Annotated in this window: 25 protein-coding genes and 1 riboswitch; of the genes, 9 read left to right on the top strand and 16 right to left on the bottom strand. The window is 67.3% G+C overall.

Features of this window, described 5'->3' with window-relative positions; all coding sequences use genetic code 11:
- Positions 1 to 13 precede the first annotated feature (13 nt).
- Positions 14 to 724 (bottom strand): beta-ketoacyl-ACP reductase, encoded by a 711-nt coding sequence (locus tag ABD206_RS04535; protein WP_344069850.1) that lies wholly within the window; start codon positions 722 to 724, stop codon positions 14 to 16.
- A 128-nt stretch (positions 725 to 852) separates the two neighbouring features.
- Between ABD206_RS04535 and ABD206_RS04540 the strand changes: the two genes are divergently transcribed.
- From ABD206_RS04540 to ABD206_RS04555, 4 genes are all read left to right on the top strand, one after another.
- Positions 853 to 1,260 (top strand): DUF4190 domain-containing protein, encoded by a 408-nt coding sequence (locus ABD206_RS04540; RefSeq protein ID WP_344069851.1) that lies wholly within the window; start codon positions 853 to 855, stop codon positions 1,258 to 1,260.
- A gap of 69 nt (positions 1,261 to 1,329) precedes the next feature.
- Positions 1,330 to 1,707: a DUF3099 domain-containing protein gene (locus ABD206_RS04545; protein ID WP_344069853.1), complete on the top strand. Its 378-nt coding sequence runs from the start codon at positions 1,330 to 1,332 to the stop codon at positions 1,705 to 1,707.
- Positions 1,704 to 1,904, top strand: a complete 201-nt coding sequence (locus tag ABD206_RS04550) for a hypothetical protein (protein WP_344069855.1) — start codon at positions 1,704 to 1,706, stop codon at positions 1,902 to 1,904. The genes ABD206_RS04545 and ABD206_RS04550 overlap by 4 nt, the downstream gene beginning before the upstream one ends.
- Positions 1,901 to 2,773 (top strand): SURF1 family cytochrome oxidase biogenesis protein, encoded by an 873-nt coding sequence (locus ABD206_RS04555; RefSeq protein WP_344069856.1) that lies wholly within the window; start codon positions 1,901 to 1,903, stop codon positions 2,771 to 2,773. Before ABD206_RS04550 ends, ABD206_RS04555 begins: the two co-directional genes overlap by 4 nt.
- A 3-nt stretch (positions 2,774 to 2,776) precedes the next feature.
- Here the strand turns inward: ABD206_RS04555 and ABD206_RS04560 are convergent, their stop codons facing one another.
- Positions 2,777 to 4,375: an ABC-F family ATP-binding cassette domain-containing protein gene (locus ABD206_RS04560; RefSeq protein WP_344069858.1), complete on the bottom strand. Its 1,599-nt coding sequence runs from the start codon at positions 4,373 to 4,375 to the stop codon at positions 2,777 to 2,779.
- Positions 4,376 to 4,487: 112 nt separating this feature from the next.
- On the opposite strand from ABD206_RS04560, the gene ABD206_RS04565 reads away from it, so the two are divergent.
- Positions 4,488 to 5,123, top strand: coding sequence for a biotin transporter BioY (locus ABD206_RS04565; RefSeq protein ID WP_344069859.1), 636 nt, complete (start codon positions 4,488 to 4,490; stop codon positions 5,121 to 5,123).
- 2 nt (positions 5,124 to 5,125) lie between these two features.
- On the opposite strand, the gene ABD206_RS04570 is transcribed toward ABD206_RS04565, so the two are convergent.
- From ABD206_RS04570 to ABD206_RS04590, 5 genes are read right to left on the bottom strand one after another with little or no spacing between them, the layout of a single operon-like run.
- The gene (locus ABD206_RS04570; protein WP_344069864.1) at positions 5,126 to 6,283 is read right to left on the bottom strand and encodes a MalY/PatB family protein; all 1,158 of its coding nucleotides are present in this window, start codon (positions 6,281 to 6,283) and stop codon (positions 5,126 to 5,128) included.
- 52 nt (positions 6,284 to 6,335) lie between these two features.
- On the bottom strand, positions 6,336 to 6,926 hold the full coding sequence (locus ABD206_RS04575) for a disulfide bond formation protein B (protein WP_344069865.1): 591 nt from the start codon (positions 6,924 to 6,926) through the stop codon (positions 6,336 to 6,338).
- Positions 6,926 to 7,084, bottom strand: coding sequence for a DUF5993 family protein (locus ABD206_RS04580; RefSeq protein ID WP_344069867.1), 159 nt, complete (start codon positions 7,082 to 7,084; stop codon positions 6,926 to 6,928). The genes ABD206_RS04575 and ABD206_RS04580 overlap by 1 nt, the downstream gene beginning before the upstream one ends.
- A 9-nt stretch (positions 7,085 to 7,093) precedes the next feature.
- Positions 7,094 to 8,128 (bottom strand): methionine synthase, encoded by a 1,035-nt coding sequence (locus tag ABD206_RS04585; protein ID WP_344069869.1) that lies wholly within the window; start codon positions 8,126 to 8,128, stop codon positions 7,094 to 7,096.
- Positions 8,125 to 9,150: a putative oxygenase MesX gene (locus ABD206_RS04590; protein ID WP_344069871.1), complete on the bottom strand. Its 1,026-nt coding sequence runs from the start codon at positions 9,148 to 9,150 to the stop codon at positions 8,125 to 8,127. The genes ABD206_RS04585 and ABD206_RS04590 overlap by 4 nt, the downstream gene beginning before the upstream one ends.
- Before the next feature lie 243 nt (positions 9,151 to 9,393).
- A riboswitch (guanidine-III (ykkC-III) riboswitch) is annotated at positions 9,394 to 9,458 on the top strand.
- 9 nt (positions 9,459 to 9,467) lie between these two features.
- On the opposite strand from ABD206_RS04590, the gene ABD206_RS04595 reads away from it, so the two are divergent.
- A complete protein-coding gene (locus ABD206_RS04595; protein WP_344069873.1) occupies positions 9,468 to 9,788 on the top strand; it encodes a DMT family transporter in 321 nt (106 codons plus the stop codon).
- 21 nt (positions 9,789 to 9,809) lie between these two features.
- On the opposite strand, the gene ABD206_RS04600 is transcribed toward ABD206_RS04595, so the two are convergent.
- On the bottom strand, positions 9,810 to 10,520 hold the full coding sequence (locus ABD206_RS04600; RefSeq protein WP_344069875.1) for a lysophospholipid acyltransferase family protein: 711 nt from the start codon (positions 10,518 to 10,520) through the stop codon (positions 9,810 to 9,812).
- Between the two features lie 55 nt (positions 10,521 to 10,575).
- Positions 10,576 to 11,022 carry a GNAT family N-acetyltransferase gene (locus ABD206_RS04605; RefSeq protein ID WP_344069877.1) on the bottom strand — a complete coding sequence of 149 codons (447 nt, stop codon included), beginning with the start codon at positions 11,020 to 11,022 and terminating at the stop codon, positions 10,576 to 10,578.
- Between the two features lie 55 nt (positions 11,023 to 11,077).
- On the opposite strand from ABD206_RS04605, the gene ABD206_RS04610 reads away from it, so the two are divergent.
- Together ABD206_RS04610 and ABD206_RS04615 are read left to right on the top strand one after the other, a co-directional pair.
- Positions 11,078 to 12,463, top strand: coding sequence for an HNH endonuclease signature motif containing protein (locus tag ABD206_RS04610; RefSeq protein WP_344069879.1), 1,386 nt, complete (start codon positions 11,078 to 11,080; stop codon positions 12,461 to 12,463).
- A gap of 123 nt (positions 12,464 to 12,586) precedes the next feature.
- Positions 12,587 to 12,859: a hypothetical protein gene (locus tag ABD206_RS04615; RefSeq protein WP_344069881.1), complete on the top strand. Its 273-nt coding sequence runs from the start codon at positions 12,587 to 12,589 to the stop codon at positions 12,857 to 12,859.
- Between the two features lie 36 nt (positions 12,860 to 12,895).
- Here the strand turns inward: ABD206_RS04615 and ABD206_RS04620 are convergent, their stop codons facing one another.
- From ABD206_RS04620 to sufB, 7 genes are all read right to left on the bottom strand, one after another.
- Positions 12,896 to 13,327 (bottom strand): hypothetical protein, encoded by a 432-nt coding sequence (locus ABD206_RS04620; protein WP_344069883.1) that lies wholly within the window; start codon positions 13,325 to 13,327, stop codon positions 12,896 to 12,898.
- Between the two features lie 140 nt (positions 13,328 to 13,467).
- Entirely contained in the window at positions 13,468 to 13,929 is a 462-nt protein-coding gene (locus ABD206_RS04625; RefSeq protein ID WP_344069885.1) for a DUF1294 domain-containing protein, read from the bottom strand.
- Between the two features lie 20 nt (positions 13,930 to 13,949).
- Positions 13,950 to 14,279 carry a metal-sulfur cluster assembly factor gene (locus ABD206_RS04630; protein ID WP_018170657.1) on the bottom strand — a complete coding sequence of 110 codons (330 nt, stop codon included), beginning with the start codon at positions 14,277 to 14,279 and terminating at the stop codon, positions 13,950 to 13,952.
- A gap of 9 nt (positions 14,280 to 14,288) precedes the next feature.
- Positions 14,289 to 15,071 carry a Fe-S cluster assembly ATPase SufC gene (gene sufC, locus ABD206_RS04635; RefSeq protein ID WP_344069888.1) on the bottom strand — a complete coding sequence of 261 codons (783 nt, stop codon included), beginning with the start codon at positions 15,069 to 15,071 and terminating at the stop codon, positions 14,289 to 14,291.
- Between the two features lie 13 nt (positions 15,072 to 15,084).
- Positions 15,085 to 15,414 carry a non-heme iron oxygenase ferredoxin subunit gene (locus ABD206_RS04640; protein WP_344069890.1) on the bottom strand — a complete coding sequence of 110 codons (330 nt, stop codon included), beginning with the start codon at positions 15,412 to 15,414 and terminating at the stop codon, positions 15,085 to 15,087.
- Entirely contained in the window at positions 15,411 to 16,601 is a 1,191-nt protein-coding gene (sufD, locus tag ABD206_RS04645) for a Fe-S cluster assembly protein SufD (protein ID WP_344069892.1), read from the bottom strand. The genes ABD206_RS04640 and sufD overlap by 4 nt, the downstream gene beginning before the upstream one ends.
- A 1-nt stretch (position 16,602) precedes the next feature.
- Entirely contained in the window at positions 16,603 to 18,021 is a 1,419-nt protein-coding gene (gene sufB / locus ABD206_RS04650) for a Fe-S cluster assembly protein SufB (protein ID WP_344069894.1), read from the bottom strand.
- 295 nt (positions 18,022 to 18,316) lie between these two features.
- Here sufB and ABD206_RS04655 point away from each other — a divergent pair, with 295 nt between their 5' ends.
- Positions 18,317 to 19,246: a COX15/CtaA family protein gene (locus ABD206_RS04655; protein ID WP_344071420.1), complete on the top strand. Its 930-nt coding sequence runs from the start codon at positions 18,317 to 18,319 to the stop codon at positions 19,244 to 19,246.
- Positions 19,247 to 19,331 lie beyond the last annotated feature (85 nt).

Raw genomic sequence — 19,331 nt, forward strand, 5'->3', positions numbered from 1 at the left:
CTGACCTGTTCGGTCAGTGCCCCATCCCGAGGCCGCCGTCGACGGGGATCACCGCGCCCGAGATGTAAGCCGCATCGTCGGATGCCAGCCATGTGACGACACCCGCGACCTCGTCCGGCGAAGCGAAGCGCCCAGCGGGGATCGTCGATTTGTACTGGGCCTGCGTCTCCTCCGGCAGTTCTGCCGTCATGTCCGTCTCGATGAAGCCCGGCGCCACGACGTTCGCGGTGATCGCCCGTCCGCCGAGCTCGCGGGTGAGGGAGCGCGCAAAGCCGACGAGCCCGCTCTTGGACGAGGCGTAGTTGATCTGTCCGGGCGAGCCGTAGAGCCCGACGACACTCGAGATGAGGATGACACGCCCCCACTTCGCGCGCAGCATGCCCTTGGAGGCGCGCTTGACCACCCGGAAAGCGCCGCCCAGGTTCGTGGCGACCACGCTGTCGAAGTCGTCCTCCGTCATACGCAGCAACAGCGTGTCCTTGGTGATGCCGGCGTTCGCGACAAGGACGGTCACCGGTCCGAGCTGCTGCTCGACCTCGGTGAAGGCCGCGTCGACGGAGGCTGCGTCCGTGACATCGGCGCGCACCGTGAGCGTGCCCTCGGGGCCTTCGCCGGAGCGGGCGGTGACTGCCACACGATAGCCCTCCGCAACGAAGCGTTCGGCGATGGCGCGGCCGATGCCGCGGTTTCCGCCGGTGACGAGGACGACGTGATCGGTGGACATAGCTGTGCTCCCTCCGTGCGCCCGAAGGAGACGGGCGTGTGCGCGGACCGAATCAGCCTACCGGCCGCGTTGACACCTTCCCGTGGCGGCTGGGACCCTGGTGTCAGCGACCGAAGGAAGGCCCTGCCGTGACCGATCCGAACCAGCCCGCATCACCCGCGGCGAACGTTCCGCCCGCACCCACTCCCCCCGCCGCTCCTCCGGCGTACGGCGCAGCGCCCACGGCGCCGCCGGTGTACCCGGCGGCCGCTCCCGGCGGCTACCCGCCCGCACCTTCCACCAATACGCTCGCGATCGTCTCGCTGATCTCGTCGCTGGTGGGGGTGTTCATCATCCCGGTGATCGGTCAGATCGTCGGTGTCATCACCGGACACATTTCGCTGGGACAGATCAAGCACACCGGTGAGGGTGGACGCGGACTGGCACTCGCGGGGGTCATCGTGGGCTGGGTGTCGATGGGCCTGTGGATCATCGGCATCGTGCTGTTCGTGATGTTCTTCATCACCCTCGCCTCCGCGTCGTACACCTTCACGTGAACGCCGCCGCCGCGCGCGGTCGACGCGCGCGGCGCTGAGGTGACGTGATCGGCGTACGCTGGAGGAATCGTGAAAGCGTCCTCCAAGCCACAGCCGGCGACCTCGCTCCCCCGCGCACCGCGTGAGGATGCGGGCAAGCGCTCGACGACGTATCTCGTGATGATGGGCATCCGCGTCGCGTGCTTCGCCCTCGTGCTGTTCGTGACCCCGTACGGCTGGTACACCTGGGTCTTCGCGTTGGCCGCGATCTTCCTCCCCTACGTTGCGGTCGTCATCGCCAATGTGAGCGCGGATGTGCGCGCACCCCGCGCCGACACTCCCGACCGCGCGATCGCTGCCGCCCCCGAGGTGGCACCGCAGACTCCCGAACCGCCGACGCGCGTCATCCGCCTGCACGAGCGCACTCTGCCGACCTACGACCAGCCTCCCCCTCGGGAGGACCGGTGAACGAGGGAATCTGCTCGCGCGCGGGCTGCCGCTCGGATGCCACGTGGCAGATCGTCTGGCGCAATCCCCGCATCCACGTCGACGGTCGCACGAAGACCTGGCTGGCGTGCGCTGATCACCTGGAGTTCCTTCGCGAATTCCTCGCCGCGCGCGACTTCCCGCTGACGGTGTCGGCGTTCACGGTGCCCGCCTCGTGAACACGAACGCGCGCACCGTGTGGCGATGGACCGGATACGTGGCCGTCGCGATCGTGTTCGCGATCGTGTGCGCGTTCCTCTCGAACTGGCAGTTCAGCCGCAATGCCGAACGCTCGGCACAGCTCGCCCTGGTCGCGGCCAACTACGACGCCGAGCCCGGGTCGCTCGCCGACCTCCTGCCAAGCGACGACGAGCTTCCCGTCGACAGTGAGTGGCATCCCGTCGCCCTCACCGGCACGTACCTGGCAGACGAGACGATACTGGTGCGCAATCGCCCTCGCGGCGGCACCTCGGCGTTCGAGGTGCTTGTCCCCTTCCGCACCGACGACGGGCGGGTGCTCCTCATCGACCGCGGCTGGATCCCCCCGGGCGAGGACAGCGAACCGAGCGCCGTGCCCGCCGTCCCGGACGGCACGGTGACCGTGATCGCGCGGTTGCGGCCCTCGGAATCCCTCCCCGCTTCCGGCCGCACAGACGCCCCCGACGGGCAGGTCCCGACGATCTACCTCCCCCTGGTCGCGGAGAAGGTCGACAGCGACCTCATCACCGGCGCATACGGCCTGATGGTCAGCGAAGACCCGGCACCCCCCACGGCACCCAACGCGCTGGATGATCCCTCCGAGGATCCCGGACCGTACCTGTCCTATGCGATCCAGTGGATCCTGTTCGCGGCCATGGGTTTCGGCTTCATCGGCTACGTCATCCGTACCGAGATCCGAGCGCGCCGCGAGGACGCCGAGGACGACCCCGATGCGGGGTACGACCGGGACAAGGACAGCGCTCCCCCGCCGTCTGCGCCGCGCTCCGGCCGCAAGCGCGACCGCGACATGGACGAGGAGGACGCGATCCTCGACAGCCTCTCGCGCTGAGCGCTACGCGAGGGTGATGAGGTCGATGTAGTCCCGACCCCAGATGTCTTCCACACCGTCGGGAAGGATCAGCACCCGCTCGGGGTTGAGTGCTTCCACGGCGCCCTCATCGTGCGAGACGAGGATGACCGCTCCCTCGTAGTGCGAGAGGGCACCCAGGATCTCGTCTCGCGAGGCGGGGTCGAGGTTGTTGGTCGGCTCATCCAGCAGCAGCACGTTGGCGCTGGAGACCACGAGGGTCGCGAGCGACAGGCGCGTCTTCTCGCCGCCCGAGAGCACCCCTGCCGGCTTGAGCACGTCATCACCGGTGAAGAGGAACGATCCGAGCACCTTGCGCGCCTCTGTGGCGGTGATGTCGGGTGCGGCGGACATCATGTTCTCGAGGACCGAGCGCGAGACATCCAGGTTCTCGTGCTCCTGCGCGTAGTAGCCGATCTTCAGACCGTGTCCGGGCTCCACCTCACCGGTGTCGGGCGCGTCGACGCCGGCGAGAATCCGCAGCAGCGTCGTCTTTCCCGCGCCGTTGAGCCCCAGGACCACGACTTTGGATCCGCGGTCGATCGCGAGATCGACATCGGTGAAGATCTCCAGCGACCCGTAGGACTTGGACAGGTTGGATGCCGTGATCGGGGTCTTGCCGCACGGCGAGGGCTTCGGGAAGCGGAGTTTGGCGACCCGGTCGTCCTGCCGCACCTCTTCGAGGCCGGCGAGCAGCTTGTCGGCGCGCGCGAGCATCTGGTGCGCTGCGGCGGCCTTGGTCGCTTTGGCACCGAACTTCGCCGCCTGCTGCTGGAGCGCGGTCGCCTTCTTTTCGGCGTTGGCGCGCTCCTTCTTCCGGCGGTCCTCGTCGGCCACGCGCTGGCGGAGGTAGTTCTTCCAGTTCATGTTGTAGACGTCGATGACCTGACGGTTCGCGTCAAGGTAGAACACGCGGTTGACGGTCTCCCCCACGAGCTCCACGTCGTGGGAAATGACGATGAGGCCACCCTTGTAGCCCTTGAGGAACTCGCGCAGCCATACGACGCTGTCGGCGTCGAGGTGGTTGGTCGGCTCGTCGAGGATCATGGTGGAGGCATCCGAGAACAGGATGCGCGCCAACTCGATGCGGCGCCGCTGACCGCCCGAGAGCGTGCTCAAGGGCTGATCGAGGATGCGGTCGGGAAGCGACAGGTTGTGGGCGATCGAGGCGGCCTCGGCCTCAGCCGCATAGCCCCCGAGCGCCTCGAAGCGTTCGAGCATGGAGCCGTAGCGCTTCATGGCGCGAGCGGCGACATCCGGGTCCTCGTCGGCCATGTGGAGGCTCGCCTCCTGCATGCCGATCGTGAGCCGGCCGAGCCCGCGGGCGTCCAGGATGCGGGTGCGCGCAAGGTCTGCGGGATCGCCGGAGCGGGGATCCTGCGGAAGGTAGCCGAGCTCGCCGGTGCGTTCGACGCGACCGTCCGAGGGGAGCAGGTCGCCGGCCAGCACCTTGGTGAGAGTCGTCTTGCCGGCGCCGTTGCGCCCGACCAGTCCCACCTTGTCGCCGTCGCCCACCCGGAATGAGACCTCCGACATCAGGACGCGGGCGCCCACCCGGATCTCGAGGTCATGCACGGCGAGCACAGCAGACGTCCGTTTCGTTCAGAGGCGGGGTACAAAGGGCGGCAGAGAGCCAGCCCCCTAGTATAGGTCGCAACGCTCCGAGCCCTGCTGTGCAGACGACCGAAGGATCCCTATGACGACTGCGGCCGCATCCGCCCCGACCTCCCGTGTTCTCGCGGATCTCATCGCCCGTCCCTCCTCCCGCACCCGCGCATTCGCGATCGACGCGTCGCTCGTGCTCGCAGGTGTCGCGGTCGTCGCACTGCTGGCGAAGGTCTCGTTCTACATCGGCCCGATCCCCATCACGGGGCAGACCCTGGGCGTCATCCTGGTCGGCACCGCTCTCGGCGCCGCCCGTGGTGCGGCGGCGCTCACCAGCTACGCGGTGCTGGGCGTGGCTGGCCTTCCGGTCTTCGCCGGTCCCGTCGCGGGGCCCGCGTACGTCCTCTCGCCGTCGTTCGGCTTCATCCTCGGCTTCATCCCCGCCGCGTTCGTCGCCGGCTGGTTCGCGCAGCGTGCGTGGGACCGGCGCCCGGTGCTCGCGTTCGTCGGCTTCGTCGCCGCCAGCGCGATCCCGTTCCTGATCGGCGTGCCCTACCTCGCGGTCGTGCTCTCAGCGGTCATGGGCGTCGACATCACCGTCGCCTCGGTGCTGGACGCGGGCCTGTGGCCCTTCATCGTCCCGGGTCTCATCAAGGCCGGCGTGGCGGCCCTCCTCATCCCCGGCGCCTGGGCGCTGGTGCGCGCCGTGGACGCCCGCAAGAACTGACCTCAGCCCGCCAGGGCGCCGATCCTGGTGATCGCCTCGGTGAGCACCTCCGGTGAGCAGCCGAAGTTCAGGCGTACATACCCTGAGCCGCCCTCCCCGAAGGCGGATCCGTGGTGCAGCGCAACCTTGGTCTCCCGAAGGATCTTGTCGGCCGGGTCATCGCCCCAGCCGCAGGCGGAGAGATCGATCCAGGCGAGGTAACCGGCATCGGGGATGCGGTAGCGCGCCTTCGGCAGGTGCGTAGCGAGGAGATCTGCCAGCAGTCGGCGATTCTGATCGAGCGTCGCCTTCATGGCATCCAGCCAGTCGTCGCTCTGCGGGTCGAAGGCCGCGACCCCGGCGAGGGCACCGAACAGGCCGGTGCGCCACTCCACCTCGGCGGGCATGGCCTTCACGACCTCGGTCGTTTCGGGTGAGGCGGTCAGCATGAGGGCACACTTGAGGCCCGCGAGGTTGTAGGCCTTGCTCGCGCTCGTGACGGCGTAGCCGACGGCCGCGGCGACCTTCGACGCCGACAGGAAGGGCGTGAACACCGTCGGCGCGTGCACAAGTGGCGCGTGGATCTCGTCACTGATGATCACAGCGCCGAAGCCGGCCGCGATGTCGGCGAGCTCGGCGAGGGTCTCACGCGAATGCACCGTTCCGGTCGGGTTGTGCGGATTGCACAGCAGCATCGCGCGCGCTCCCCCGGCGAAGGCCGCCTCGATCCCCAGGAGGTCGAGAGACCAGCCCTCCTCGGTCTCAACGAGAGGGACGGTCTCGACCTCGCCGCCGGCTTCGGGGATGCAGTCGTAGAAGGGCGGGTACACCGGTGGGGTGATGAGGACACGGTCGCCCGGGCTGATCGTGTGGCGCAGCAGCTCGACGACGCCCATGATCACGTCCCCCGTGCTGCGGATGCCGGACTGCTCGATCTGCCAGCCGAAGCGGCGCTCGGCGAAGCCCGAGTAGGCGGCTCGCAGACCGGGCTCCGGAGGGGTGTAGCCGGTGTCGCCGAGCTCGACGGCGGTGCGCAGACGCTCGGTGATCGCGGGCGCGAGCGGGAAGTCAGTCTCGGCGACGAACAGGGGCAGGACGTCATCGGGGAACGCCCGCCACTTGGTGCTGGAGCGGCGACGCAGCTCCTCGATCGGCAGTGCTTCGAGCGGGGGTACGGTCACCCATCGAGCCTATCTGTGCGCTCGCATGGCCGCCCGGGACGCAGGTCCCGTGTCACCCGAAGAGCAGATACTTCGTCGGGTTGTCGGGGAGGACCCAGTTGAATCCCTCCTCGGCGAAGACCACCACCATGTTGATCGCGATGGTGGCGACGAACGCCCACACCACGACCCACGCGACGATACGCAGCCAGGGCGTCGACGGCGCCACCGGCACGAGGTCCTGCGCGAAGACGGCGACCAGCCCGGCGAAGATGATCACGACCACGAAGGTCACGAGCGCCCAGGTGTACAGGTGCAGGCCCATCACCGCCTCGCCGTAGCCGGGGTCACCGGGCTCGATGTGCAGCAGAATCTGGCGGATCGACATCGCGGCACCCGCAACCGCGCCGAGAATCGCCAACCCGAGCCCCATCGCCAGGTCGCGCAGCGCCAGATCTCCCCGCAGCGCACGGACGACGACGTACAGCGCCCCCATACTCGCGAGCATCATCCCCATGCGCTGCAGGATGCACAGCGGACACGGCAGCTCGTCGAATCCGAACTGGAAGACGAACATCGCCATCGAGAGGATGCCGACGTAGGCCACGAGGAACGCGATGAACGCCCAGAACGACAGCTTGCGGATCACGAGTTCCCGACCCATCAGAAGCTCAGATCCAGGACATCGTTCGCGTGGTAGGCGAACAGGCCGAGGGTCGCGATGGCGCCGACGGCCCACGATCCGAGCACGAGCCATCGGCTCTTCGAGAAGATGATCAGCAGTGAGACGGCGAGCAGAATGCCGAAGATGAGGGTGTCCACGCCCTCAAACTAGCGCGATGTCGCCAGCTCCCGCCGAACGATCTCGGCCCCGGCTGTGAGCGCGGCGAGCTTGCCACGCGCGACGTCGCGTGCGAGCGGCGCCATACCGCAGTTGGTCGCGGGGATCAGATTCTCGGCATCCACGAACTGCAGCGCCGTGCGCAATGTGTCCGCGACCTCCTCCGGCGACTCGATGTCGGCGGATGCCACATCGATCGCCCCGACCATGACCTTCTTCCCCCGGATGAGCTCGATGAGCTCCATCGGCACGTGCGAGTGGTGGCATTCCAGCGACACGATGTCGAGACTCGACTGCTGGATCTTGGGGAAGATCTGCTCGTACTGGCGCCACTCCGATCCGAGCGTCTTCTTCCAGTCGGTGTTCGCCTTGATGCCATAGCCGTAGCAGACGTGCACGGCGGTCTGACAGGTCAGCCCCTCGGTGGCGCGCTCGAGTGCCGCGATCCCCCAGTCGTTCACGTCGTCGAAGAAGACGTTGAACGCCGGTTCGTCGAACTGGATGATGTCCACACCCGCGGCCTGGAGCTCCTTGGCCTCTTCGTTCAGGATGCCGGCGAACTCCCACGCCAGCTTCTCCCGGCTGCCGTAGTGCGCGTCGTAGAGGGTGTCGATCATCGTCATGGGGCCCGGGAGCGCCCACTTGATGGGCTGGTCGGTCTGCGCGCGCAGGAATCCGGCATCCGCGACGAACACCGGCTTGTCCCGCGTGACGGCACCGACCACCGTCGGGACCGACGCGTCGTAGCGATCGCGGATTCTGACGGTCTCGCGCTTGTCGAAGTCCACACCGTCGAGGTGTTCGATGAACGTGGTGACGAAGTGTTGGCGCGTCTGCTCGCCGTCGCTGACGATGTCGATGCCCGCGCGCTGCTGCTCCGCCAAGGAGAGCGTCAGCGCGTCCTTCTTGCCCTCGGTGAGCTCGGCGTCCTGCAGCTTCCAGGGCGACCACAGTTTCTCGGATTCGGCGAGCCACAACGGCTTGGGGAGGCTTCCGGCGGAGGTGGTGGGAAAAAGCGTCGTCATCGGCCGGCCCCCTCGAGCTCCACGGTCTGCGCCGAGTAGTCGGCGGACCACGCGGCGAGAGCCTCCCGGTGCGGTTCGATGAAGGTCTCCTGGGCGAACGTCCCCTGCTCGACAGCCAGACGGCTGCGCTCCTCGCGGTCGTAGACGACCCGCGTCGTCGAGTAGTCCGCGTGCGTCAGGCTCGGGCGGTAGATCGCACCGGCCGCGGCATTCGCGTTGTAGATCTCGGGCCGGTAGATCCTCTGGAACGACTCCATCGTGCTGATTGTGGAGATGAGCTGCAGGTTCGTGTAGTCCGCGAGCAGGTCACCCAGGTGGTAGAACGCCAGCGGTGCAGCGCTTCCCTCGGGCAGGAAATAGCGCACCTTCATGCCCATCTTCGCGAAGTACTCATCGGTGAGCGAGTACTCGTCCTGCCGGTACTCGACACCGAGAACGGGGTGCTGGTTGTGTGTGCGTCGGTACGTCTGGCTGCTCGAGACGCTCAGGCAGATCACCGGCTGGGTTGAGAAGAGCTGCGCGTAGGCATCCGACCGCAGGAAGCTCTGGAAGAGGTTGCCGTGGAGCACTCCGAAGTCCTCGGGGATGCCCGCCCCGCCGTGTGCACGCTTGTGCGCGGGCAGCACGACGCTGAAGTCGTAGTCGCGGACGTAGGACGAGAAATTGTTCCCGACAATGCCCTCCAGGCGCGCGCCGGAACGGCGATCGAGGATGCTGGTCTGCAGCATCTCGATGAGCGGAAAGGGCTCGCTGCTGGCCTGACCGTCGATCCGTGCGCTCACCGAGACGATGGAAAGCTCGACCGCGTAGCGATCCGCGTCCTCGTTGTCCCAGTGCGCGAGCTGGTTGCAGCGGTTGTCGATCATCGCGAACGTGTTGCGCAGGTTCTCCCGGCGGCTCTCGCCGCGCGCGAGATTGGCGAAGTTCGTGGTGATACGCGTGTTGCCGAGGGGCGCGTAGTCCTCGTCGAAGCGCGTGCGCTCTATCGAGAACGCGAGAACGGAGGGGGATGTCAGACGCATGACGGACCGATCTTTCGGAGCGAGCCAAGGCGGCCCGCTGAGGGAATCAGGGAGCCGCAGCGCGTGCCCGGGGAGAGAAGGTCCGAGCGCGAGGCTTCGCGTCATGCTGCGATCCGTCGAGCATCCCCGATCGGCGTCACGTCCGCAACCGCGTCCGTAACATTGGGACGCCGCGCGACACGCGCATCGTCTCCGATCCACGCGAGTGCCCAGGCACTGCCCAGTCCCGCCCGATACGGTGATGTCGGGTCCGCAACCGGATCCCCGGACGAAGGATCAGTACCCGGTGTGCGACAAGACTGGCCAGGAGCACAGTCATGTCGTGGGTCATCCTTGTTCTGTCCGGCATCCTCGAAGCGGTCTGGGCGACCGCACTCGGCAAGTCCGAGGGTTTCACCAGGCTCTGGCCGAGCATCATCTTCGCCGTGGGCCTGGTCGCGAGCATGGGCGGACTGTCGTGGGCGATGCGGGACATCTCGATCGGCACCGCCTATGCCGTGTGGGTGGGCATCGGCGTGGCGCTGACCGTCGGCTACGCGATGATCACCGGTGCGGAGCCATTCTCGATCGTCCGCCTCCTGCTACTCCTCGGGCTCGTGGGGTGCGTCGTCGGTCTGAAACTCGCCGGGCACGACTAACGCGGTGCCACCCAGGCGTACTCAGTCGCGCGAGGTGGCATTCACGCTGCCCGAGCGCTCCTGCCCGCTGAGGCCGGCGATGGCGGCCATCATGCGTTCGGTGATCTCCCGGCGCGCCTTCCCGTCGGGGACGCCTTCCAGATCGGAGAGGTCCAGTGGTGCGCCGAAGTGCACCTCGACGCGCGGGCGGCCGGGAAGGAGGTGCGTCAGCGGCTTCACCGTCCCCGTGCCGATGAGTCCGACGGGGACGACCGCAGACCCGGTGTCACGCGCCATCCACGCCGCTCCGCCGTGGCCGTCGTGGAGCTTGCCGTCACGAGATCGCGTGCCTTCCGGGAACACCGCGAACACGCTCCCGGCGCGCAGGATGCTGCTGCCGGCATCCAGCGCCGCGCGGGCGTCGCGACCGGTTGCCCGGTGCACGGGCACGCCGCCGATCGACGTGAAGAACCACTTCTTGCATCGTCCGACGATCCCCGAGCCGGTGAAATACGACGCCTTGATGAGGAACTGCACGGGGCGGGTCGCCGATGTCGGGATGATCACCGTGTCGAGCGAGGCCAGGTGATTGCTCGCGAGGAGCACGGGTCCCCATGCCGGGATGTTGTCTCGCCCGATGATGCGCGGCCGGTACATGACCCAGAACAGCGGGCGCAGGACGACTCGGCCGAGAAAGTAGATGAAGCCCGGTCTCGTGACCTGGGTGGGGCTCGTCGAGGCAGGCGCATTCACCTGGCCACCCTATCTTTCGACACCCGCGCGCGTGCGCCCGCGCCCCCAGTAGGCCTCAAGACGCGCGAGTCATGGGGAGGTGCGGAATCCCGTCCTCCTCGAACTGCGCACCGGAAACGTCGAAACCGAACCGTCCGTACCAAGGCGCGAGGTGGGCCTGCGCGTCGAGGTGGATCGCGCGATCCGGCCACAGCTCGGTGGATGTCGCGATGGCCTGACGCATGAGGTGACCCGCCAGACCGGAACCCCGTGATGATGGCGCCGTCGCGACACGGCCGATGCGTGCGGAATCCCCGTCGTCCAGCAGTCGCAGCGTCGCGAGCACGTCACCGGTGTCGCCCGCCGCCCAGAAGTGCAGGGTGCCCGGCTCGAGGTCGCGCCCATCGAGTTCCGGGTAGGCGGCAGCCTGCTCCACGACGAAGACGCTCACGCGCAGCCACATGATCCGGTAGAGCGTCTCGGCATCGATGTCCCGCAACAGGGCGTGGTGGAGGTCGGGCATCCGGCAACGATACCGAGTCGCGGCCGATGTCTGACCCCCCTCGTAGTGTGTGGCTATGGAAGCATTCGGGGGCGCGAGGAGGGGCGACGAGCCTGGTGCTCGCGACGCTGACGCGTGGGATGCCGATGTGTGGGTTGATGATGCGCGGTGGGAGAGCGAACTCGTCGACGCGGACGGAGTTCCGGCGCCGCCGGACACCGCCGACCTCGTGCGTGAGGTGTTCGACATGGAAGCGGTGTTCGCGGCGCAGCGGTTCGTGCGCGTCGAGTGGATGCGCAGCGAAGCGCTCGCTGATGTGACCCGGTACGGCGGCGGGTCGCGGGAGCTGATCGAACGATCAGTGCGGTTGGAGCTCGCGTCGTTGCTGCGGATCACGGAAAACGCTGCCGGCATGCTGCTCACGCGTGCGGAAGCGCTTGTGCACCGATTCCCGGATGCCTTGGATGCTCTTTCCCACGCGCAGATCACTGAACGTCACGCACACGTGCTCGTGGACGCGCTCGGGGTTCTCGACGCTTCGCTGGCGTCGAGGTTGGAAGCGCCCGCCCTACAGCTGGCGGAATCGCTCCCGGTCGGGTCATTCCGGCGCGCGCTGCAACGACTGATCGACCGCGAGCAGGCCCCGACGTTGACCGCGCGTCACGAGTCCGCGGTACGGGAACGTCGGGTCGCTATCGAACCGGCGGCAGACGGGATGTCCTGGCTATACGCGCTGCTTCCCTCGGTCGAAGCCCACGCGATCCACGGACGTCTCACCGCGATCGCCACTGTGATCCGGGATGACGAACGGGGCACTACTCGTGGTGGGACGGCGGATCATGGTGGCGCCCGCGTCGACACGGAGCGGTCTGTGGATGAGATCCGTGCCGATGTGCTCTGCGATCTCCTGATCGACGGCACCGTGTCCGAGCATCCCACCGCTGCCCGGGGTATCCGCCCCACCGTCGTCGTGACCGTCCCCGCCCTATCCCTCCTCGAGGCCGATGCCGGCGCGCAGGGAGATCCGGCGGAAGTCGAGGGGGTGGGGCCGATCCCCATCGATCGGGCCCGCGAGCTGTGCGGTCAGGCCGACGGGTGGATGCGGGTGCTCACCCACCCCGAGACGGGGATCGTCCTCTCGGTGGGTCGCACCCGGTACCGGCCACCACCCGAACTGGTGAAGCTCGTGAAAGGGCGAGCCGACCGGTGTATGGCACCCGGATGCGGGATCCCCGCCTCGCGGTGCCAGGTCGACCACACGATCGCGTGGGAACATGGCGGCGACACCTCGCTCACCAACACCGCGCCACTGTGCCAAGGCCACCACACCGTCAAACACCACGGCGGATGGACCATCCGACAAACCGGCGACGGCTCACTGGAATGGACATCCCCGAACGGACGCCGCTACATCGTGGCGCCCGAACGACGCCTGCCCGTATTCCGACCCGCCGCCGCCTGACGCGCATCGCTCCCTGACTCCGTGTCGTGGAGGAGGACGTGAGGTCGTGGCTATGACATCGGGGCGTGGCGCGGCAACATCGGGGCGCGGCGCGGCGAGGTCGCGCAGTGAGACACTCGTGTCGTGGGTGTCGACGTCCTGATCGCAATCGCCGCAGTCCTCGCGGCGACGGCTATCGTGCTCGCATTCGTTCCGCTCATCCGCCGCGACACGCGTCGCCGTTGGGCGAACGGCATGGGCGGCGGCGGGATGGGTGCCGCCCTCGATGCCGTCTGGCGGCCCTCAGCGCAAGACGCGCACGCCGAGTGGAATGCTCAGAGTGAGATGCCCGCTCCCGCGCCAAGCCCCGGTGACAAGGGCCTCGACGAAGGAGTCGTTGTCATCCACGTGCGGTGACCCGTCGCGAGCCGCTCCACGTCACGCCAACCACCTCTACCCGGAGGCCTTCTTCACCAGAGCGCGCAGCTTCTTCTCGACGGCATCAGTGACCGCGACCACAGCGAAGACCGTCGGCCACATGTCGCCGTCATCGAGCGCGGCCGCGTCTTGGAATCCGACCGTCCCGTATCGGGTGTCGAACTTCGACGCCGGCTGATAGAACACGATGACCTTCCCGTCCTTCGCGTAAGTCGGGAAGCCGTACCAGGTCTTCGGATCGAGGTGCGCGGCCTCTTCGGTCACCACGCGGTGCAGCAGTGTCGCCACCTCGCTGTCGACCCCCTCCAGGGCATCGATCGCTGCGATACAGGCCTCATACTCCTGCGCCTTCTTGGCCGCTCCTTTCAGCCCCTTCGTCGCGCGGATCTCGTCCGCGCGCTGCCTCATCGCGGCGCGCTCGTCCGCGCTGAATCCTGTGGTTCCCATGTCCGTCCCCAACCTTGCCCAGTGGCGCAACGGTGTTGCGCACACCGGAATGATCCCACGGGCGCCGGAGGCACCGCACCACTCAGGGCGAAGAGCCCGCCGCACCGTCCGTGCCGAAGTGCCGAAGTGCCGAAGTGTCGTCAGAGCGCCCCGACAACGGGGGCGTCACGTGCGTCCGGAATCATCGCCACGAGCAGCGTGACGGCAACGAGCACCAGCAGGTTGAGGACGACCGTCACCCAGAACATGCGCCGGAACGAACGCTTGCGGGTCTTGTGACGGAAGACCTGTTGCGCGATCAGGGCACCGGGCCACCCGCACAGCACGCCGAGAGTGAGGAGGGTCTTCTCCGATATGCGCCGCCGGTCAGCCGCTGCGGCTGCCTTGTCCAGGCCGTATGCCGCGAAGGCCACGACGCTCATCACAAGATAAACAGCGGCGAGCCACAGCGGCAGCCCCACGACGAGTGACGCCAGAACGAACACGCCCGCGAACACACCGAGGACCGTCCAGCTCAGCGCCGCAGGAAGCGGTGTCGACAGATCACGTGAGCGATCAGTGCCGGCGCCACTACGCGCAGCGCTGCCGGACCCGGTGCTCACGTGCCTGCCTCCGGGAGATCTCAGATGGCGAAGCCGAGAGCGCGCATCATGTCGCGACCGTCATCGGTGATCCGCTCCGGACCCCACGGCGGCATCCACACCCAGTTGATGCGGAAGCGCTCCACGACGTCATCCAGCGCCTGCGCCGTCTGCTCTTCGAGCACGTCCGTCAGCGGGCAGCCAGCCGAGGTGAGCGTCATGTGGATGACGAGGGCGTCGTTCTCGTCATCCCAGGCCAGATCATAGATCAGGCCCAGGTCGACGACGTTGATCCCCAGCTCGGGGTCCATGACGTCTTTGAGGGCCTCGGTGACCTCGTCGTACTTCTCGGGCGTGAGAGTCGCGGTCATAGCGCGATCTTAGGCCTCGACGCCGGCGACAGCGCCATCCGCCGGAGCGAGGTAGCGGTCGTAGCCCTCGTCCTCGAGACGGTCGGCGAGCTCGGGGCCGCCCTCCTCGACGATGCGCCCACCGACGACGACGTGCACGTGGTCGGGGCGGATGTAGCGGAGGATGCGGGTGTAGTGCGTGATGAGCAGCACACCCAGGTCGGTAGCCTCCTTGGCGCGGTTCACGCCCTCGGAGACGATCTTGAGCGCGTCGACATCCAGACCCGAGTCCGTCTCGTCGAGGACAGCGATCTTCGGCTGGAGCAGCTCGAGCTGGAGGATCTCGTGGCGCTTCTTCTCGCCACCCGAGAAACCCTCGTTGACGTTGCGCTGGGCGAACTTCGGATCCATCCGCAGGTTCGACATTGCCTGCTTGACGTCCTTGGTCCAGGCGCGCAGCGACGGTGCTTCACCGTCGATCGCCGACTTGGCGGTGCGCAGGAAGTTGGTGACCGTCACGCCGGGAATCTCGACCGGGTACTGCATCGCGAGGAACAGGCCAGCGCGTGCACGCTCGTCCACCGACATCTCGAGCACGTCCTCACCGTCGAGGGTGATGGAGCCGCTCGTGACGGTGTACTTGGGGTGCCCGGCGATCGTGTACGCCAGGGTCGACTTGCCCGAGCCGTTGGGGCCCATGATCGCGTGGGTCTGACCCGTCTTGATGGTGAGGGTCATGCCGTTGAGGATGGGCGTTTCGCCGGCTTCGGTCTCGACCGTCACGTGGAGGTCGCGGATCTCAAGAACTGACATGGAATTTCCTTCTTCAGTTGACGTCTTTGGTGACGGCGGGGTCGATGAGGACGTCATCGCCGTCGATGGTGACCGCGAACACCGGGACCGGTTCGTACGCGGGAAGGTTCAGGGGCTTGCCGGTGAGCAGTGAAAAGGCGGAGCCGTGGGCCCAGCACTCCAGGGTCTCGCCCTCGACGAAACCCTCGGCCAGCGAGATGTCGCCGTGCGTGCACGTGTCACCGATCGCGTGCACCTCACCCTCGCTGTCTTTGACGACGGCGATGGCGGTGCCGTCCACGACCACACGCAGCGCGGTGTCCTGCTCGAGCTCGCTGAGCGAGCACACCCGGGTGGCGCTCACGCAGCGGCTCCCTGCTCGAGCTCGGCGACGACCGCGGCCGTCAGCTCGGCCTCGAGATCGGGAACTCCCAGGCGCTGGATGATGTCGCTCAGGAACCCGAGGACGACGAGGCGGCGGGCCTCTTCCTCGGGGATGCCACGAGCCTGCAGGTAGAACAGCTGCTCATCGTCGAAACGCCCCGTCGCACTGGCGTGCCCGGCTCCCGCGATGTCACCGGTTTCGATCTCCAGGTTCGGGATCGAGTCCGCGCGAGCACCGTCGGTGAGGACGAGGTTGCGGTTGGCCTCGTATGAGTCGGTGCCGACGGCCTCGCGACCGATGAGCACATCACCGATCCAGACCGAACGGGCACTCTCCCCCTGCAGCGCACCCTTGTAGAGCACGTCTGCGGTGGTGTGCGGCCCGCGGTGGTGCACGTACACCTGGCTCTCGAGGTGCTGACCGCTGTCGGCGAACGAGAGCCCGAAGACCTTGCCCTGCGCACCGCTGCCGGCCAGGTCGATCGAGGGGTTCACGCGGACGACCCCTCCGCCGAGGCTGACGACGACGTGCGTGAGCACGGCGTCGCGGTCAACGCGAGCCTGGTGCGCAGCGACGTGGGCGGCCGAGTCCTCCCAGCGTTGCAGCGACACGACGGTGAGCTGTGCACCGTCTCGGACGATGATCTCGACGTTCTGGCCGAGGTTGGCGGCGCCCTCGTGGCGCAGCACGATCGTCGCCTTCGAGTGGGGCTTCGCCTCGATGACGATGTGCTGGTGGGCCGTGAGTGCCTCGTCGGAGCCGGAAACCGTGACGACCGTCGGCTCGTCGAGCTCGGCGTTCGCCGGCACGATCAGAGCGAGCGCCTCGGGCGAACGCTGCCATGAGATGGCCGCGGGCAGGTCCTCGGGAATGAAGACATCACCGCGGGGCGCCTGACCGACGGCGAGCATGGATGCCGCAACGGGGCCGCTCACGGTGGTCGATACCGCTGTTGCGCTCCCGTCGACGTCCTGCAGGAGCGAGGCGATCCGGGAAAGCGGGGTGTGCTTCCAGTTCACCTCGCGACCCGTGGGGGCGCCGAACGAGGCAGGTTCGTAGGAGCGAGGACGCTCGGAGCGGGTCTGGACGGGAACGCCGTCCCACGCCCCATCGGTGTGCGCGGTCGATCCGGGCACCGTCACCGGCGCCTGCGTGGTCGTCGTCATCTCAGCCGACACTGCCTTCCATGCTCATCTCGATGAGCTTGTTGAGTTCGAGTGCGTATTCCATCGGCAGCTCACGCGCGATGGGTTCGATGAACCCCCGCACGATCATCGCCATCGCCTCGTCCTCGGGAAGACCGCGGGACTGCAGGTAGAACAGCTGCTCTTCGCTGACGCGCGAGACCGTGGCCTCGTGCCCAAGCTGCACATCGTCGACACGGATGTCGATGGCCGGATACGTGTCCGAGCGCGAGACGGTGTCGACCAGGAGCGCGTCGCAGCGCACGGTGTTGGCCGCGTGGTGCGCGTTGGCATCCACCTTCACCTCGCCGCGGTAGCCGGCTCGGCCGCCGCCGCGGGCGATCGACTTCGAGACGATCGACGAGGTCGTGTGCGGCGCCATGTGGATCATCTTCGCGCCCGCATCCTGGTGCTGACCGGGTCCGGCGAAAGCGACCGAAAGGGTCTCGCCCTTGGCGTGCTCGCCCATGAGGAAGATCGAGGGGTACTTCATCGTCACCTTGGAGCCGATGTTGCCGTCGATCCATTCCATCGTCGCTCCCTCGTGCGCGACAGCACGCTTCGTGACGAGGTTGTAGACGTTGTTCGACCAGTTCTGGATCGTGGTGTAGCGCACGCGGGCGTTCTTCTTCACGATGATCTCGACGACGGCCGAGTGCAGCGAGTCGCTCTTGTAGATCGGTGCGGTGCAGCCCTCGATGTAGTGGACGTAGGAGTCCTCGTCGGCGATGATCAGCGTCCGCTCGAACTGACCCATGTTCTCGGTGTTGATGCGGAAGTACGCCTGCAGCGGGATCTCGACGTGCACGCCCTTGGGGACGTAGACGAACGAGCCGCCCGACCAGACAGCGGTGTTGAGAGCCGCGAACTTGTTGTCGCCGGCGGGGATGACGGTGCCGAAGTACTCCTCGAAGAACTCGGGGTGCTCGCGCAGCGCCGTGTCGGTGTCCATGAAGATGACACCCTGCTCTTCGAGGTCCTCACGGATCTGGTGATAGACCACCTCGGACTCGTACTGCGCCGCGACGCCCGCGACCAGGCGCTGACGCTCGGCCTCGGGGATGCCCAGACGCTCGTAGGTGGTGCGGATGTCCTCGGGCAGGTCCTCCCAGCTCTGGGCCTGCTTCTCGGTAGAGCGCACGAAGTACTTGATGTTGTCGAAGTCGATCGCGCTGAGATCAGCACCCCAGGTGGGCATGGGCTTGCGATCGAACAGCTGCAGACCCTTGAGGCGCGCCTTGAGCATCCACTCGGGCTCGGCTTTGAGCGCCGAGATGTCGCGGACGACAGCGTCGCTCAAGCCGCGCTTGGCGCTGGCGCCCGCGGCGTCCGGGTCATGCCACCCGAACTCGTAGACGCCCAGACCTTCAAGCTCGGGACGATCGATCAGAACATCAGACAACGATCACACTCTCCTTCGGCCATTGCGGTGTCATCCGCACCGACATCCCAGGCTCTCCGGCGGAGCACCGGAGAAGGACGTCGCTCAGGGGCCTCTCATGCGGCGCGGGATCTCGCGCCTAGACTGAACCTCGACCCGAAGCGCGGTGCGCGCCCGGATCAGTGCTTCGATTCTACAGGTTCCGCCCCTTCGTCGGGCCGACGGAACCCCGTCTGCACTCGCAGACCTCACCCAGGAGGAAATTCGCGTGTCCGCGGCATCCCCCATCCCGAAACGTCCCTCACTCCCCCGCCGGATGTGGCGACTGCTCCCCGACTCGATCGACCGGCGCGTGATCGCCGCGGCCTGGGCGACCCTCGTCGTCCAGATCGGGATCGTCGCCACGGGCGGGCTGGTGCGCCTGACGGGATCGGGCCTGGGATGCCCCACCTGGCCGCGCTGCACCGACGGCTCTTTCGTCGCGACCCCCGAAATGGGCATCCACGGTGTCATCGAATTCGGCAATCGACTGCTCACCTTCGTGCTGGTGATCGTCGCGATCGTGACGTTCCTGTTCGTGGTCCGGATGCGACGGACGCGGCGCGACCTGTTCTGGCTCGCGCTCATCATCGGTCTCTACGTGCCGGTGCAGGCGATCATCGGTGGGATCACCGTGCTCACCAACCTCAACCCCTATGTCGTGGGTCTGCACTACCTGGCTTCCGCGATCCTCGTGGCTCTGGCAGCGGTGTTCGTCGCGCGGGTCTACGCCGCGCCCGGCCCTCGCGCGCGCGCCGTGCCCAGCTGGTACGCGATCACCACGCACGTAACGAGCCTGTTCGTCGCGATCACCGTGATCGTCGGCATCCTCGTCACCGGCTCCGGCCCGCACGCCGGCGACGGCGGTGCCGCTCGCAACGGCCTGGATGCCGAATTCATGCAGCACGTGCACTCGTGGCCCGCGTACATCCTGTTGTCGCTGACCCTCGTGTTGCTGGTGGGCGCGTTCCGGATGCCGCGGACGCTGCGACTGCCACTGTGGACGGGTCTGCTGCTGGCGGTGGAGGTCGCGCAGACGCTGATCGGGCTCTGGCAGGCGCGCACGGGTCTTCCGATCGTGCTCGTCAACATCCACATGACGCTCGCGGTGCTGCTGGTCGCAGCGATGGCAGCAGTCGTGATGCATCTGAAGGCGCCGGTTGCCGCGAGCGAGGACGCTCTCCTCGCAACGAGGACACACAGGTAATCCATAGGCCGCTCATCGACAGACTGCGCGTGAACGCACCAGACTGAATGCGCCGACCGTATCGGCACGCCCTTTCCGTCATCTT

Source organism: Microbacterium sediminicola (assembly GCF_039531125.1).
In the GTDB taxonomy this organism is placed as follows: domain Bacteria; phylum Actinomycetota; class Actinomycetes; order Actinomycetales; family Microbacteriaceae; genus Microbacterium; species Microbacterium sediminicola.